This is a genomic window from Rhodococcus sp. ACPA1, from assembly GCF_002300195.1.
GTDB classification, from domain to species: domain Bacteria; phylum Actinomycetota; class Actinomycetes; order Mycobacteriales; family Mycobacteriaceae; genus Rhodococcus_F; species Rhodococcus_F opacus.
The window spans coordinates 257,710-271,078 of the sequence record NZ_NSDX01000005.1 but is presented as its reverse complement, the minus strand read 5'-3'; the positions used below and the strand labels follow the sequence as shown (position 1 = coordinate 271,078).

At 67.2% G+C, this 13,369-nt stretch carries 14 protein-coding genes; 1 reads left to right on the top strand and 13 read right to left on the bottom strand.

Annotated features, from left to right (window positions below; genetic code table 11):
• Position 1: 1 nt before the first annotated feature.
• From CJ177_RS49440 to hypA, 9 genes are all read right to left on the bottom strand, one after another.
• Entirely contained in the window at positions 2-121 is a 120-nt protein-coding gene (locus CJ177_RS49440; RefSeq protein ID WP_016884051.1) for a hypothetical protein, read from the bottom strand.
• Complete coding sequence (locus CJ177_RS25650; RefSeq protein WP_095868935.1) at positions 118-1,530, bottom strand: hypothetical protein; 1,413 nt, start codon at positions 1,528-1,530, stop codon at positions 118-120. The genes CJ177_RS49440 and CJ177_RS25650 overlap by 4 nt, the downstream gene beginning before the upstream one ends.
• The gene (locus CJ177_RS25645; RefSeq protein WP_061697676.1) at positions 1,527-2,174 is read right to left on the bottom strand and encodes a DUF6084 family protein; all 648 of its coding nucleotides are present in this window, start codon (positions 2,172-2,174) and stop codon (positions 1,527-1,529) included. Before CJ177_RS25645 ends, CJ177_RS25650 begins: the two co-directional genes overlap by 4 nt.
• Positions 2,171-2,815 (bottom strand): DUF5947 family protein, encoded by a 645-nt coding sequence (locus tag CJ177_RS25640; protein ID WP_005244674.1) that lies wholly within the window; start codon positions 2,813-2,815, stop codon positions 2,171-2,173. The genes CJ177_RS25645 and CJ177_RS25640 overlap by 4 nt, the downstream gene beginning before the upstream one ends.
• Positions 2,815-3,771, bottom strand: coding sequence for a NifU family protein (locus tag CJ177_RS25635; RefSeq protein ID WP_179443284.1), 957 nt, complete (start codon positions 3,769-3,771; stop codon positions 2,815-2,817). The genes CJ177_RS25640 and CJ177_RS25635 overlap by 1 nt, the downstream gene beginning before the upstream one ends.
• 10 nt (positions 3,772-3,781) lie before the next feature.
• Entirely contained in the window at positions 3,782-5,575 is a 1,794-nt protein-coding gene (locus CJ177_RS25630) for a nickel-dependent hydrogenase large subunit (RefSeq protein WP_005258616.1), read from the bottom strand.
• Positions 5,576-5,632: 57 nt separating this feature from the next.
• Positions 5,633-6,688, bottom strand: a complete 1,056-nt coding sequence (locus CJ177_RS25625; RefSeq protein ID WP_005244678.1) for a hydrogenase expression protein HypE — start codon at positions 6,686-6,688, stop codon at positions 5,633-5,635.
• A gap of 160 nt (positions 6,689-6,848) precedes the next feature.
• Positions 6,849-7,694: a hydrogenase nickel incorporation protein HypB gene (gene hypB / locus CJ177_RS25620; RefSeq protein ID WP_179443283.1), complete on the bottom strand. Its 846-nt coding sequence runs from the start codon at positions 7,692-7,694 to the stop codon at positions 6,849-6,851.
• 5 nt (positions 7,695-7,699) lie between these two features.
• Complete coding sequence (gene hypA, locus CJ177_RS25610; RefSeq protein ID WP_005244680.1) at positions 7,700-8,029, bottom strand: hydrogenase maturation nickel metallochaperone HypA; 330 nt, start codon at positions 8,027-8,029, stop codon at positions 7,700-7,702.
• A gap of 140 nt (positions 8,030-8,169) precedes the next feature.
• On the opposite strand from hypA, the gene CJ177_RS25605 reads away from it, so the two are divergent.
• Complete coding sequence (locus tag CJ177_RS25605; RefSeq protein WP_025431801.1) at positions 8,170-9,432, top strand: ATP-binding protein; 1,263 nt, start codon at positions 8,170-8,172, stop codon at positions 9,430-9,432.
• Between the two features lie 39 nt (positions 9,433-9,471).
• Here the strand turns inward: CJ177_RS25605 and CJ177_RS25600 are convergent, their stop codons facing one another.
• The 4 genes from CJ177_RS25600 to CJ177_RS25585 form a co-directional block, all read right to left on the bottom strand.
• Positions 9,472-10,620, bottom strand: coding sequence for an acetyl-CoA C-acetyltransferase (locus CJ177_RS25600; protein WP_095868934.1), 1,149 nt, complete (start codon positions 10,618-10,620; stop codon positions 9,472-9,474).
• A 13-nt stretch (positions 10,621-10,633) separates the two neighbouring features.
• Positions 10,634-11,248, bottom strand: a complete 615-nt coding sequence (locus tag CJ177_RS25595; protein ID WP_061042321.1) for a TetR/AcrR family transcriptional regulator — start codon at positions 11,246-11,248, stop codon at positions 10,634-10,636.
• Positions 11,249-11,339: 91 nt separating this feature from the next.
• Positions 11,340-12,140 (bottom strand): SDR family oxidoreductase, encoded by an 801-nt coding sequence (locus CJ177_RS25590; RefSeq protein WP_095868933.1) that lies wholly within the window; start codon positions 12,138-12,140, stop codon positions 11,340-11,342.
• On the bottom strand, positions 12,137-13,357 hold the full coding sequence (locus CJ177_RS25585; RefSeq protein WP_095868932.1) for an acyl-CoA dehydrogenase family protein: 1,221 nt from the start codon (positions 13,355-13,357) through the stop codon (positions 12,137-12,139). The genes CJ177_RS25590 and CJ177_RS25585 overlap by 4 nt, the downstream gene beginning before the upstream one ends.
• Between the last annotated feature and the right edge of the window lie 12 nt (positions 13,358-13,369).

The following is a 13,369-nucleotide window of genomic DNA, read 5'->3' as shown; positions in this document are numbered from 1 at the left end:
CTCACATTTTCCGGATACGCAGATATCGCCTGATGTCGGGAATCGCGATGACGGCGACCGCAACGCCCGCGACCGCGACCAACGCCAGAGCCGCGGTGGTCATTTCTCCGAGAATCTTCATGGCTGTCCATCCTTTCCGGTGTCTGCCGAGACCGGCTCCACCTCGTCCGGGGCGAAGTACAGATACCGTCCGTACCACTCGTGCAACTCCGACGCAGGGTCGTCCACCAGCACGACGCCGACGTGGGTGCCACCGTCGACGTCGGCGTGCACGGTCACCACGCGAGCCAACTGTCCCGCGAAGAACAGGTCCTGGGCGTCGGCGCGCCGCGACGGGTGGATCCGCACGACGGTGCCCTTCGCCACCCGGACGCCGTTCACGATGACGCCGTCGACGTCGGGGCGTACGGCGGTGTCGGCGTCCGGATCCCACCACGGCATGTCGTCGGTCAGTTCCGGGACGAGACCCATGTCGGGGAGGCCCGGGTCCGGGAGGTGCGGGTCCGGGAGGTGCGGGTCTCGGAGGATGCCGTGCATCTGAGCGAGCGTCGCCGGCGACATCTGCTCGCAGCGGTCGATGATCTGGGCGGCCAGCGGGTCGGTGGCGCGGGCCTGCCGCTTCTCCTCCTCGGTGAGGGTCATGACGCGGAGTGTGAGGATCTCGTCGATCTCGGTGGCGTCGAACAGTGCCCCGTCGCTCTGCTCGGCCACCTCGGGGTGGTCGTACAGGATGATCGGCGACACCAGGACGAGGTCCGTCTCCCCAGGCAAGCCGGCCAGCACGGGGTAGCACCGTTCGTGCGCGCACGTGCCCGCGAGTTGCTCCGCCTCCGCGGGGGGTTCGAGGAGTGAGACGAACTCGGTGTTCTCGGCCGCCAGGATCAGGTGGGCGCCGATCAGCGACTGCCGGATCGCCGAGTCCTTGTCCCAGCCGGTGACGTCCGGCGCGGCGGTCACGTTCTCGACCGATACCCGCACCCGGCTCAGCCCGTCGACGCTGTCGCTCCCCACCGTCACGACCGCGTGTGCGGGCCACCGGGTGCGCACCACGCGGCCGGCGAGGGATCCGTCCTCGCCCCGAAGTTCCTCCACCTCCGTGCCGCCGTCGATGTGGACGTCGAGTCGGCGTTCACCCGGCCACTCCGCGGGGTGCAGGATGCCGAGATCGAATTCGCGCTCCACCGCCTCGTCCCAGCTGAGCCAGCTCGCACCCGCGACGGTCAGTTCGTCGACGGGAACGAATTCCGCCGAGTCAGCGACCGCGCGTTCGATGCTGCGCACCTGGAGTTGCAGGAATCGGAGGGTGACGTTCACCCCCGCTCCGGTGCCGGCCCGCATCAGGGTCTGACAGGACATGCGCGGTTCCTCGCCGACCCCCGACTCCGCCGCACCCGACGGTCCGAGGACGCCGAACTGCCACCGCGACTGGTTCTTCGACGAACTCGCACGATACGGATACAGAAGGTAGCCCTCGTACAGGACCGCGTCGGCCACGGCACGTACTCGCTGCAGGGACGCCGGGGAGATCATGCGATCACCTCCCCAGCTCCCTGCAGCAGGTCCGAAATGGCGACGTCCAGTCCGATCAGACCGTGCGCCGCCTTGTAGCGCGCCAGCGCGGCGAGCGTGTCGTGGTCGAGGCGCACCCACCCCGTGTTCGGGTAGTGCGCCTGAACCAGTTCGCGCCACACGCCGACCGGCAGGTCGTAGGTCGACTCGCGGTCCCACGGGATCCGTTCCACCCCGAAACCGGCGACCCCGCGGGTGAAGACCGTCCCGCTGAACAGGAACACGAGCGGCACCGTCGACCCGGCCTCGTCCAGGGCGTGCAGATACTTCGATGCCGTCACCTCGAAGTCGTACGTGCACGGCAGCGGCAACTCCACCACACTCGACCCGGTGAACCCCTGGGCCACGGTGCTGGTCTGCATCCATTGGAAGGGTTTGAGCGTGGCCGTCCACCGCTCGCGGGGCCCGAACAGATCGAGGAGGCCCTCCGCCTCACCGTCCGTGTAGCGGCGGCGTTGCGGGTCGATGCGGACCTGGCACCGGACGGCCAGCGCGTGCACGGCCGCACCGCTCGACTCCGTCACCTCTACTCGCGCAGTGAGATTCGGCGCAACCGCGAACGGTTCCGGAAACACGTCCTCCACGTGGAACGACAACTCGGTCACGTCGGCTCCTTCGCGACGCGACTGCGCGCACGCACCGTCTCGAAGAACGTGTCGATGACCCGGCGAGCATCCTGGCCGCCGTCGAACCCCCGCCACACCTGCCGCAACTCGCCCACCAGCTGATAGCAGGCGTCGATGGGGACGAGGTAGCACTCGGGGTCCGCGCCACCGTGCTCCGGGACCCGCAGGAGCAACGCTTCCGTGTCTGCGGACAGCCGGCCGAGCGCCGGGTTGGCCGCGAGGACGCCGTCCCAGGCGTCGAGTGGCAGCTCCGATTCGGTGGCACCTGCCGGACCGGGATAGAAGGCGACGGTCTTGGCCAGCAGCGAGTTCCGGAACACGAAGGCGAGCCCGACGGGGATCTCCAGTTCGTCCCAGCGACCCGGTGCGAGTTCGAAGTCGGGAAACGACAGGTAGCGTTCCGGGACGGCCCGGAAACGCAGTTCAGCGCTCTCGTCGGTGAACAGCAGGTAGCACCCGCGGCACACGCACATCAGTTGCCGGTCCTGGACGTTCACGACGTGCTGATGGGCGTCGGCGATCGGCACGGCGCACATGTCGCACCGTTCCCCGACCACCGGTTTGGGTCGCTCGGACGCGATGCGCTGCAGGATGCGCAGTCCGTTCCCCGACGGGCTCATCACGCCACCTCCGCGGCGGGCACCGCGACGGAGACGACGCCGTCACGCACGAGGACCGGAAGCGGCGACAGCGTTTCGGCGTCCGCGTCACCGTCCAGACGGAGTCCTGCCCGGCGCGGGTCGAAGTGCGCCCGGCACGACGGACAGCGCAGCACCGCATCACCCACCTGCCCGCCCGCCTTTCGTTGCAACGTGGCCCCGGCCAGCGAGTTGGTGCAGGCGGCGCAGCGGTCGCGGTAGGCGAACAACTGCTCCCCGATCCGGCACACCAGAATCGGGAGCCCGGCGACGGCGAACCCGGCCACCTCCCCGGGCGCGAGGTCCTCGAGTTCGGGCACCGAGATCCACGTCCCGGTGCCACTCGACCCGTCCGTTCCGTTCGGATGAACATGGGAGAACAGAGATTCCGCGGCAATCAGCCCGGAGCCGGCCGCGGGCGTGGCACCCACCACCTCGATGTCCACGGTCTCCGGTGCCGCCGCCAGTACGGCGTCCTTGACGGCGAGTTCCAACGTCACCGCCGAGGACGGGCAGCTCTGACAACTGCCGGTCAGCCGAAGCCGCACCACACCGTTCACCACACCGAGCAGTTCGACGTCACCGCCGTGGGAACCCAGATAGGGGCGCACACTGTCGAGTGCGGTGGCGACCCTCGTCTCGACGTCGTGCGGATGGAGTCCGTTCACCAGCAGCAGGCTCGCGACGAGTTCGTCGGCGGCCAGTCGTTCGACGAGGTCGTCGTCGCGTTCACCGATGATCTCGAGGACGCGCTGCAACCCGGCGCCGTAGAGTTCGACCACCTCGCGGACCAATTGCTCGGCGCGATCACGTGCCACCGAACCACCAGTCGAACTCGCGTCCAACAGGCTGTCGATCCTCTCGCCGGCCGTCCGCCACCGATCGGGGTCGTCTCCTACTTCGTCACTCCCCCACGTCTCCGATCCGCCACTCTCCATGCGTACCCCGTCACTCGCCGGTCACGGACTGGGTGGGCGAATGCAGCTTCTCCAGCGTCTTCCCCTCACCGAGATACATGTGCACACCGCAGGGCAGGCAGGGATCGAAACTGCGGACGGTCCGCATGATGTCGATGCCCTTGAAGTGCTCCCGGTCGTTCTCCTCGAAGATCGGCTGACCCTGCACCGCATCCTCGTACGGCCCCGGTGTCCCGAAGCTGTCGCGGGGGTTGGCGTTCCACGGCGTCGGCGGATACGGGTGATAGTTCGCGATCTTGCCGTCGCGAATCACCATGTGGTGCGACAGGACTCCGCGCACCGCCTCCGTGAAGCCGCAGCCGATTCCCTCGTCGGGGACCTCGAACTTCTCCCACGTCTTCGTGTGCCCGGCCCGGATCTCGGCGAGCGCCTTCTCCGCGAAGTGCAGCGCACACGCCGCCGCGTACGCCTGGAAGTAGGTCCGCGCCCGGTCACGCTCGATGGTGTTGCTGCCGTACTGCGGGATCTTCCATTCGAACTCGACCGGGCCCTTCAGCGCGGTCTTCGGCAGGTTGATCTTCACGCTGTGACCGGTCGACTGCACGTACCCGATGTCGACGAGGCCCGCGAGGGCGGTACTCCAGAGCCGGGCCAGCGGCCCGCCGCCGGTGTCCAGCGCGAGGTGGTCGGTGCCGTCGAACCACCGCGGCGACATCACCCAGCTGTACTTGTCCTCCATGTCGCGTTTCTGCGGGTGCGGGTTGGTGTGCTGGTTCCACGGATGCCTGCGGTCGACCGGGTTCCCGAGTGGATCGTTCTTCACGAACATCTCCTGGTCGGTCCAGTCGTCGTAATACGAACTGCCCAGCAGGATTCGGATGCCCAGATTGATGTCGACGAGGGACGTCGTGATCAGTTTGCCGTCCACCACGATGCCGGGCGTCACGAACATGGCCCGTCCCCACTTCTCCATGTCCTTGTAGGAGAAGTTGCACACCGCGGGATCCTGGAAGGACCCCCAGCAGCCGAGGAGAGTCCGGCGCAGGCCGACCTTCTCGTAGCCGGGCATGGCCTCGTAGAAGAAGTCGAACAGGTCGTCGTGCATGGGGACGACCTTCTTCATGAACTCCACGTAGCGCATCAGACGCGTCGTGTAGTCGGTCATCAGCTGGATCGTCGCGACCGTGCCCACGCCACCCGGATACAGGGTGGACGGATGGACGTGCCGACCTTCCATGAGGCAGAACATCTCTCGCGTCCACCGACTGACCTGCAACGCCTCCCGATAGAACTCGCCGGTGAACGGGTTGAGCGAACGCATGATGTCGGCGATGGTCTTGTAGCCGTGCTCACCGGCGTGCGGCGCCTCGGTCTTCTCGGCCTGCGCGAGCACCCCGGGATTGGTCTCGGAGACCATCTTCTCGCAGAAGTCCACACCGACGAGGTTCTCCTGAAAGATGTTGTGGTCGAACATGTATTCCGCGGCCTCGCCGAGGTTGACGATCCACTCGCCGATGTGCGGCGGCTGCACGCCGTAGGCCATGTTCTGGGTATAACACGAACACGTCGCATGGTTGTCACCACAGATACCGCAGATGCGGCTCGTGATGAAGTGGGCGTCGCGCGGGTCCTTACCCTTCATGAAGATCGAATAGCCGCGGAAGATCGACGAGGTGCTGTGGCACTCCACGACTTCCTTCTGCTTGAAGTCGATCTTCGTGTAGATGCCCAGGCTGCCCACGATGCGCGTGATCGGATCCCACGCCATCTCGACCAGGCCGTCGGATTCCGACTTGTGCGAAGGTTCCGGAATGATCGTTGTCATCGACGTACCTCTCAGTGTTCGAGGCCGGCGGACTACCGCCCGAGACCCCGAGCGGGACTACCAGGTGCGTGTGGCGCCCGTGGTCAGTTTCGTACCGCGACTGCGCCAGTGCGGCTCTTTGTCCAAGGTGGTCTTGGTGATCTTGCGGAGACTCCGAATGGCGGATCCGTACAGTCCGGACGCCGCGGTGGAGATCTTGCCGCCCGGGGGTTCGTCCATGAACGGCATGAACTTGTCCGGGAAGCCAGGCATCGTGCACCCGATGCAGATACCGCCCACATTCGGGCACCCACCGACACCGTTGATCCAGCCCCGCTTCGGGACGTTGCACTTGACGACGGGGCCCCAGCACCCCAGCTTCACGATGCACTTGGGTGAGCCGTACTCGGTGGCGAAATCACCCTGCTCGTAGTAGCCGGCGCGGTCGCAGCCCTCGTGCACCGTGGCACCGAACAGCCATTGCGGGCGCAAAGCGTCGTCGAGCGGGATCATGGGCGCCTGCTCGGTGGCCATGTAGAGGAGATATGTCAGAGTCTCCGACAGATTGTCCGGTTGGATCGGGCAGCCGGGAACGCAGACGATCGGGATGCCCGCCTTCGACTTCCAATCCCAGCCGAGATAGTCGGGAACACCCATCGCACCGGTCGGATTACCCGCCATCGCGTGAATACCGCCGTACGTGGCGCACGTCCCGGCCGCGACGATCGCCGTCGCCTTCGGAGCGAGACGATCGAGCCATTCACTCGTCGTCACCGGCTGACCGGTCTCGGGATTGTTGCCGAAACCGCACCAGTAACCCTCGTCGTGAAGTTGCTCGTTCGGGATCGAACCCTCCACCACCAGGACGAACGGTTCGAGCTCGCCGCGATCCGCCTTCCAGAACCACTCCAGGAAGTCGTCGGCGCCGCCCTCGGGGCCGTTCTCGAAGTCGATCAGCGGCCAGTGAACGGCCACTTTGGGCAGGCCCGGCAGGGCTCCCAGAGCAATCTCCTCGACACTGGGCTGCGTCGCAGCCGTCAAGGCCACCGAATCGCCGTCGCAACTGAGTCCCGCATTGATCCACAGCACGTGAATCAGGGTGTCCTCGGCGTTGATTGCTTCCTGTGTCGGCATATCAGGTCGCTTTCCGGAGTGAACACAACTCCTGTCGCCACCGGAGTCGACCGTCGGCCCACCTGCGTGGCGCTGATATTTATTTAGCTCCGCCGCCGAGCGGATGTCAACGGTCCTCGGCGCGTCGCACCGCGCGGCTCCGCCCGGTCGTGTAGGGGCGTCATTGCTTCGCAATCCAGTCGTACCACTGCGCAATGCCCTGGCCCGTCGTCGCCGACAACGTGATCATCTGCAGGTCGGGGTTCACGGACCGGGCGTATTTCGTGCAGAGATCGACGTCGAAGTCCACGTACGGCAACAGGTCCGCCTTGTTCACGATCACCAGGTTCGCCGCCGCGAACATGTGCGGATACTTGAGCGGCTTGTCCGTCCCCTCGGTCACCGAGATCACCACCACCCTGCTCTTCTCACCGAGATCGAACAGTGCCGGACAGACGAGGTTCCCCACGTTCTCGATGAACAGCAGCGAGTTCGGCTCGGGGTCGAGAGCGGTCAGCGCGTCCCGCATCATCTCGGCGTCGAGATGACACCCGGCACCCGTGTTCACCTGCACCACAGCACATCCCGTCGCCTTGATTCGGTTCGCGTCGAGCATCGTCTCCTGATCACCCTCCACCACCGAGACGCGCCGCTGCCCACCGATGTCGGCGATGGTGCGTTCGAGCAGCGTCGTCTTCCCCGACCCCGGCGAACTCATCACGTTCAGCGCGAGCACCCCACGTCCGGCCAGCCAGCCCCGGTTGCGCTCCGCCGTGAGGTCGTTCTTCGCCAGCACCTTCTGCTCGAGGGTCACCGTCTCGGTCGCGTGCTCGTGGGGGTGTTCGTGAGTGTGGGGGTGGTCGTGGTCGTGCGGGTGGTCGTGGTCGTGCGGGTGGTCGTGGTCGTGCGGGTGGTCGTGGTCGTGCGGGTGCTCGTGGTCGTGCGGGTGCTCGTGGTCGTGCGGGTGCTCGTGGGGCACCGTGATCCTGGTTCCGGTCTCGTCTCCGCATCCACAGGTGGCACACATTTGCGTCAGCTCACTTCCATCGAGAGGATTCGTAGTTCCCGACCCGACGTGACCTCCACGTCCGCACTTCCGCACGGGCACAGCAACACCAGGTCCGTGAGCGCGAAATCCTCGCCGCACTCACGGCAGTGCGCACCGCCCGGGGTGTGGTCGATGTCGAGACGGGCACCGTGCGCGACGGTCCCTTCGGTGACCAGTTCGAAACAGAACTGCATCGAATCGGCGACCACGGCCGTCAACGCCCCCACCTGTACGCGCACACTGTGGACCGTCCGTCCCGCGGCGGTCTCGCAGACGGCGTCGACGACGCTCTGGGTGATTGCCAACTCGTGCATCACGGCCCCGTTCAGGACTCGTCACCTGTGGATTCGAGCGTAGCGCTTCCCGCCCGTGAGTACTTATTAACCGCCCGCGGTTAATAAGTACTCACGGCAGACGTAGTCTGAGGTTCCGCCATCCACTTCAGGGAGGGCGCATGGACGCCTGGACCATCCGAGACTTCGAACCGGAGGATCTCGAGGCTGTCGTGCGCATGGATAGCAGTTCCACCACCACGGACCAGCTGCCCCTGTTCGCGCTCTCGGACGTGGTCGGGAGTCTGCTGAATCGTCACCCCGCGGTCGTCGCGACGAGGGACGGGCACATCATCGGGACGGCGGTCGCTCGCGTCGACGAGGACCGCGCCTGGGTCATGCGGATCTCCCTCGATCCCGAATGGCGTGGGCAAGGGCTCGGCAGCGCCCTGTTGTCGCAGCTCGAGCACCGGCTCCTCGCCAGAGGAGTCCGGCGGGTGACCGCCCTCCTCCCCGAAGGGGAGACCGGTGCGACGGCGTTGACCAATTCGGGATTCACGGCCCGCACCGGAGTCACGTACTACGAGAAGCTCGGGACGGTGTCGCCCCGCACGGCCGGGCTTCTGGCGACGCTCGGCGGTGCGGTGCCGACCGCCGGACTGTGGAAACAGGTCGCCGGCATGACGCGGGAGAAATCGCTGATCGAACGCAAGATCGTGCTGCCGCTGTCCCGGCCGGCGCTGGCCGCCGACCACGGGGTGGCAGCACCCCGCGCGGTGGTGCTGTTCGGCCCGCCGGGAACCGGGAAGACGACGTTCGCGCGTGCCATCGCCAGCCGGCTCGGCTGGCCGTTCGTCGAACTGTTCCCGTCGCGGCTCGCGGCCGCCGAGAGCGGTCTCGCTGCCGGCCTCGGGGAGGCGTTCGCGTCGATGGGCGAACTCGAGCACGTCGTCGTCTTCATCGACGAGGTGGAGGAGGTGGCGGCGCGGCGCCGGCCCGGGTCGCAATCCGTCGGGGTGGTGAACGAACTGCTGAAGTCGATCGTCAACTTCCGTGAACGCGGCGGGCGGCTACTGGTGTGCGCCACCAATTCCGTTCGAGCACTGGATGATGCGTTCCTTCGACACGGACGTTTCGACTACGTGCTGCCGATCGGCGCGCCGGACGCGGAGGCCCGTCACGCCCTGTGGGAGCGCTATCTCGGCAACGAGCAGGTCGACGTGTCCGCCCTCGTCGCCGCGACCGAGGGCTACACGCCCGCCGATGTCGCGCATGCGGCACGGACCGTGGCGCAGGCGACCTTCGAGTGCAGCGTCGATTCGGGTGGACGCTGCCATGCCGGCACCCAGGACTATCTGGACGTGATCGACACGGTGCGTCCCACCCTCACCGCCGAGATGATGCGGGCCTTCACGGAGGACATCGCCGGTCATGCCCGCACCTGACCTGTGAGTACTTGTTAACCGCCCGCGGTTAACAAGTACTCACAGGCGTTCGATGATGGTGGCGTTGGCTGTGCCGCCGCCCTCGCAGATGGTCTGCAGACCGTAGCGGCCGCCGGTGCGCTCGAGTTCGTTGAGGAGTGTGGCCATCAGCTTCGTGCCGGTCGCGCCGAGTGGGTGGCCGAGGGCGATCGCGCCGCCGTTGACATTGACCTTCGCCGGGTCGGCGCCGATCTCCTTGATCCATGCGAGGACGACCGGCGCGAAGGCCTCGTTGATCTCGACCAGGTCGATGTCGTCGATGCTCAGACCCGTCTTCTCCAGCGCGTAGCGCGTGGCCGGGATCGGCGCGCTGAGCATGAAGATCGGGTCGGCGCCGCGGGCGCTCAGGTGGTGGATGCGGGCCCGGGGGGTCAGGCCGTACCTCTCGACCGCTTCCGGTGAGGCCAGCAGCACCGCGCTCGCGCCGTCGGAGATCTGGCTCGCGACCGCGGCCGTGAGACGTCCCCCGTCGGTGAGGGTCTTCAGCGCCGCCATCTTCTCGAGGCTGGTCTCGCGGGGACCCTCGTCCGTCGTCACGTCACCGAACGGGACGATCTCGCGGTCGAAGCGACCTTCGGCGATGGCCGTCCGCGCCCGCTCGTGGCTCTGCAGCGCCCAGCGCTCGAGTTCCTCGCGGCTGATGTCCCACTTGTCCGCGATCAGTTCGGCGCCGTTGAACTGCGACACCTCCTGGTCGCCGTAGCGTTCCGTCCAGCCCGTCGATCCGCCGAACGGGGTGTCGAATCCGTACTGCTGACCGACCACCATCGCCGAGGCGATCGGGATCTGGCTCATGTTCTGCACACCGCCGGCGACGATCAGGTCGGCGGTGCCGCTCAGGATCGCCTGCGCACCGAAGTGCACGGCCTGCTGACTGGACCCGCACTGCCGGTCGACGGTGACCCCCGGGACCTCTTCCGGGTAGCCGGCGGCCAGCCACGCGGTGCGGGCGATGTTGCCCGCCTGCCCGCCGATCGCGTCGACGCAACCGAAGACGACGTCGTCGACACCGGCCGGGTCGATGCCCGTGCGCTCGACGAGGGCCTTGATGACGTGCGCACCCAGGTCGGCGGGATGCACGCCGGACAGGCCGCCGTTCTTCTTGCCGATCGGTGTGCGGACGGCGTCGACGATGTAGGCCTCGGTCATGTGAAACTCCTAGTCAGTGATGGGGACTCGCAAGTCCGTCGAGGACGATCGAGAGGTATTGCTTGGCCACGGTGTCGACCGTGACCGAGCCACCGGGCCGGTACCAGCGGACGGCGACCCAGGCGGTGTCGCGGAGGAATCGGAAGGCGAGCTCGACGTCGATGTCGGACCGGAAGCTGCCGTCCTTCACACCCGCGTCGAGCACACCCATCCACAGCTCGCGGAATTCGGTGTTCAGTTCGGACAGGTACTCGAAACGCTCGTTGGCGACGAGGTGCTTCACCTCGTCCTGGTAGATCGCGACCGCGGAATGCGACGCGTCGATCGCCTCATACGACGTGGTGACCAGTGCTTCGAGGGTCGCGCGGCTGTCGAGTCCGGACGCGACGATCTCGCGGTACTTGCCGAACAGGTCGTCGAGGAAGCCCCGTAGGATCTCGTCGACCATCGACTCCTTCGAGTCGAAGTGGTGGTACAGGCTGCCCGACAGGATGCCCGCGGCGTCGGCGATGTCGCGGACGGTGGTGGCCCGCAGGCCGCGTTCGGCGAACAGGGTGGCCGCGATGTCGAGGAGTTCGGTCCGGCGTCCGGACTTGCCGGACGTGTCGTCGGCGGGGGGTGGCGTCATCGTCACATCCTATCAACCAAGCGCTTGTTAGGGCCTTCGGCCCCGTGCGCGGTTAAGGAGTCCAGACACTCGTTAACCACGCACAGGGCGGCTACGCCCTCTGCGACGAGATCGACACGACCTCACCGGTGAGGTAGGTGGTGTAGTCGCTGGCGAGCACGGCGATGGTGGCGGCGATTTCCCACACCTCGGCGGCGCGGCCGAACGCCTCGTCGGACGCCAGCTTGTCGAGGAGTTCCTCGCTGGTCACCTTCGCGAGGAAGGCGTGCCTCGCGATGGACGGCGCGACGGCGTTGATCCGGACGCCGTACTCGGCGGCCTCGATCGCGCTGCACCGGGTCAGCGCCATGACGCCGGCCTTCGCGGCCGCGTAGTGCGCCTGCGAGTGCTGCGCCCGCCACCCGAGGACGGACGCGTTGTTGACCAGTACGCCGTTGTGCTCGACCCCCTTGAAGTAGCGCAGCGCGGCGCGGGTGGCCCGGAACGTTCCGTTCAGCGTGATGTCGAGGACGCGGTCCCACTCCTCGTCCGTCATGTCGACGAGCGGGGTCTCGCCGCCGAGTCCGGCGTTGTTGACGAGCACGTCGATCCTGCCCAGCGCGTCGGCGGCCCCGGAGATCAACGCGTCCACCTGTTCCGTACTGGACACGTCACACGTCAGCGCCTCGACCGCCTGCCCGGGGAACTCGGCGGCCAGTTTCTCCTTGGTCTCGAGGAGGCGACGCTCGTGCCAGTCGGACACCAGCACGTCGGCGCCCTCGAGCAGGGCGCGGCGCGCGGACGCGAATCCGATGCCGGTGCCCGCCGCGGCGGTGACGACGACCTTCTTGCCTTTCAACAGGTCGTGGCCCGGAGTCTCGACGGGCGCGGCGGCGAGCGGAGTAGTAGTCATGAACGGGCCTCTCGGGGAAGTCCGAGCACGCGCTCGGAGATGATGTTGCGCTGGATCTCGTTGGATCCGCCGTAGATGGTGTCGGCGCGGGTGAACAGGAACAGTCGCTGCCACTCGCCCAGTTCCAGATGTTCCGGGTCCGTGACGTCGGACGACGGATCGGCCGGGGCGAGCAGCGACGCCGCGCCCTGCACGTCCATGGCCAGCTGACCGAGGTCTCGATGCCAGTTGGCCCACAACAGCTTCGCGACGGACGCCTCCGCGCCGGAGGTCCCGGCGTCGACCGCTTCCAGGGTGCGCAGGGCGTGCGCCCGCATCACCCGCAGTCCGACCCACGCGCGGGAGATCTTCTCGCGGATGTTCGGGTCGGTCGCCGCACCGTTGGCCTTCGCGAGGTCGACGACGCCCTGCAGTTCGCGGGCGAAACCGATCTGCTGCCCGAGCGTGGACACGCCGCGCTCGAACGTCAGCAGACCCATCGCGACCCGCCAGCCGTCGCCGGGCTCCCCGACCACCAGATCCGCGTCCGTGACGGCGTCGTCGAAGAACACCTCGTTGAACTCGGACGTGCCGGTCAACTGCTGGATGGGCCGGACCGTGACGCCGGGCTGGTCGAGCGGGACGAGCAGGAAGCTCAGGCCCCGGTGCCGCTTGGATCCCGGTTCGGTGCGGCAGAGGACGAACGCCCACTGGGCGACGTGCGCGAGGGACGTCCAGACCTTCTGCCCGTTGATCACCCACTTGTCGCCGTCGCGGCGCGCGGTGGTGGCGACGTTGGCGAGGTCGGAACCGGCGCCCGGTTCGGAGTAGCCCTGTGCCCACAGTTCGGTCACGGTGTTGATCCCGGGAAGGAAGCGGCGCTTCTGCTCCTCGGTGCCGAACGCGATGAGCGTCGGCCCGAGCAGTTCCTCGCCGACGTGGCTGACCCGCGCCGGCGCCCCCGACTTCGCGTACTCCTGATGGAACACCACCTGTTGTGCCAGCGTGGCTCCGCGCCCGCCGTGCTCCTTCGGCCAGCCGAGGCACGTCCATCCCGCCGCGGCGAGATGACGGTCCCAGGCGAGCCGTTCCCCGAAGAACTCGTGCTCGCTGCCGGGGCCGCCTTTACCTTTCAGCCGGGCGAAGTCGCCGGTGAGGTTGTCGTTCAGCCACGTCCTGACGGTCTGCGCAAAGTCGTCGTCGGTGATCAGCCCGTCCGGGCTCTCGCTCTGGTCCACGTCTGTAAGATA